The 2,243-nt window shown below is 40.0% G+C and carries 4 protein-coding genes; 3 read left to right on the top strand and 1 reads right to left on the bottom strand.

The features are described 5' to 3' along the window. Positions 1-196, top strand: a 196-nt coding sequence (locus AB1422_18945; protein MEW6621379.1) for a hypothetical protein, incomplete at its 5' end; no start/stop codon positions are given. Positions 197-417: 221 nt separating this feature from the next. Here AB1422_18945 and AB1422_18940 read toward each other — a convergent pair. Then, complete coding sequence (locus tag AB1422_18940; protein MEW6621378.1) at positions 418-702, bottom strand: hypothetical protein; 285 nt, start codon at positions 700-702, stop codon at positions 418-420. Positions 703-766: 64 nt separating this feature from the next. Here AB1422_18940 and AB1422_18935 point away from each other — a divergent pair, with 64 nt between their 5' ends. Both AB1422_18935 and AB1422_18930 read left to right on the top strand, forming a co-directional pair. Next, entirely contained in the window at positions 767-1,249 is a 483-nt protein-coding gene (locus tag AB1422_18935) for a reverse transcriptase domain-containing protein (GenBank protein MEW6621377.1), read from the top strand. Next, entirely contained in the window at positions 1,227-1,973 is a 747-nt protein-coding gene (locus tag AB1422_18930; GenBank protein MEW6621376.1) for a reverse transcriptase domain-containing protein, read from the top strand. Before AB1422_18935 ends, AB1422_18930 begins: the two co-directional genes overlap by 23 nt. The last annotated feature ends 270 nt before the right edge of the window (positions 1,974-2,243 follow it).

The following is a 2,243-nucleotide window of genomic DNA, read 5'->3' as shown; positions in this document are numbered from 1 at the left end:
TCTACGGATGAAGATAGAAGGAGAACCGATGTTGACCGCCAGTCGACTATTTCGAGAGATAAATGGGTTAGGATATGCAGGTTCAAGCAGATTAGTTAGATTGTATGTAGGAGAGATTCGAGTTAAGGTGTGCTTTGAAGTATGGGATACCCGAGTGGTTGGGAATACCACCTATGCAAACCTAATCCTTGTATAGAAGTTTGTAATTATGTAGATAAAGGAGCAATTCGTATCTACAGAAAGACAGGGTATCATCGTGAGGTGATATGATGGAGTGACGAATTACAGATGACCTATTGGGGTGTATGATTATGGCGTATTAACTCGTGCCAACTGCCCTTTCTCAGCGAAGCACTGGCAATGTCCTTGTCGGAGGTGTAAAAATAGGTTAGGTTAAAGCATCTCTGGGTAATGCGTTTAAACATACATCACGGAAGGAAAATGGGTAATCCATATGACCAAAGGAGGACTCACATCTTGTCTTTTAATTAAGACTAAGAGAGCGGTATAAGGGAAATCCGAAATCCAATCTTTATGAGGTGGTGATGGATGTTTATCTCTCAAATGTCCATCTTTAGAGTCGTCAGCATTGTTCATAGTAATCTTGAGAAAATCAGGATGAAGGAACATAACCGTATAGGAGGTAGCCAAAGATGTCCATTTAATACGCTCAGCAGGTATAACCACTGATAATCTGAACAAAAGCGGTAACCTCTGCCGTATCAGAAGTATCAGAAGGGGTAAACTGGGGAAACACGGTTGATAAATGGACAATTCGGAGACTATCCAGGAGGAAAAGTTTAAAGAGATGCATAAGTGGCATTCATTAAGGGACAAGGTATTCAGTCTAAATAACCTTTATTCTGCCTTTCAACAGGTAAAGAAGAATAAAGGCAAAGCAGGTCTTGACAGGGTAAGTATAAAGCAGTTTGAGGCTAATCTGGAGATGAATATCATAAATATTCATCGTGAGCTAAAGACAGAGATATACAAACCTTCTCCTGTTTTAAGGGTATATATACCTAAAGGCAGGAATGACAAGAGACCATTAGGCATTCCAATTGTCCGAGACAGGGTTATACAGCAGGCATTTAGGCAAATCATAGAACCTATATTTGAGAACGAATTCTCAGATAACAGTTTTGGATTTAGACCTAAAAGAAGCTGTCACGATGCTATCAAGAGGGTGGAAGAGTATAAGGAACAAGGGTATAGATATGTTTTAGATGCTGATATTGGCATTCTATGACACCATACCCCATAAACTTATACTGGATAGACTGCGTGAAAAAATTGCTGATGGTTGGGTGTTAAACAGTATTACCAATATGCTCAAGGCAGGGGTAATGGAAGATAATATCTTCTATGAGACAAACGAAGGCACACCTCAAGGTGGGGTCATATCTCCGTTACTGGCAAACCTTGTGGGAGATGTTATTGACAAGGAGCTGGAAAAGGCAGGATATAAGTTTGTCAGATATGCCGATGACTTTATGGTTATGACAAAGACAGAGGCTCAACTACCTGTCGCCCTATCCTTAGTCAAAGAGATTGTCGAAGGAAAACTTGGATTGAAATTAAGCGAGGATAAAACCAAGCTAACTAATTTCAAAAGAGGTTTCGGGTTTCTTGGATATAAATTCAGTGGCAAGTATAAGGGAATAAGAGATAAGTCACTGGGTAAGCTCAAGGACAACATCAGAGAAATAACTAAACGCACACAAGGAGTTAATCTTAAGACCGTTATTGATAAGTTAAATCCTGTCATCAGAGGGAATGTCAATTACTTTTGGCTTGGCGATATGCAGAAGACATATCGAAGATTAGACTGTTGGTTGCGTATGAGGCTGAGAAGCTTCAAGTTTTCAAGAAAGTGGAGGACTGACAACAAACGCTTCCCTATACACCGCTTCAAGAAAATGGGGTTACTCTCATTTGAAGAAGAATTCCTTAAGGTATGTGCTTGTGTATAAATAGAAACTTCTCTCTACCATAGAGCAACTATACGGGGTCGCTAACTACGAGAAAGACGTATGGTTTAAAAGAATTTGTTATGTTGTCTAACAAATTTGGCGACGATTGGGGGTTGGAGGCTTTGCCCTCCAGCCTACCAGCTAAACCAGGTCATTAAAGATTTATGACCAAATATCAGAATAAAGGAGGCAAAAGGATGGGTAAATTAACGAGTTATGAGGAGTTGCAGGAGAAGTTAAGCAGGCTGAATTTGATGAGGATAGGACAGA

Source organism: bacterium (assembly GCA_040757115.1).
Lineage (GTDB): Bacteria > UBA9089 > CG2-30-40-21 > CG2-30-40-21 > SBAY01 > JBFLXS01.
The sequence above is the reverse complement of the archived record's forward strand: the minus strand, read 5'-3'. Positions and strand labels throughout refer to the sequence as shown.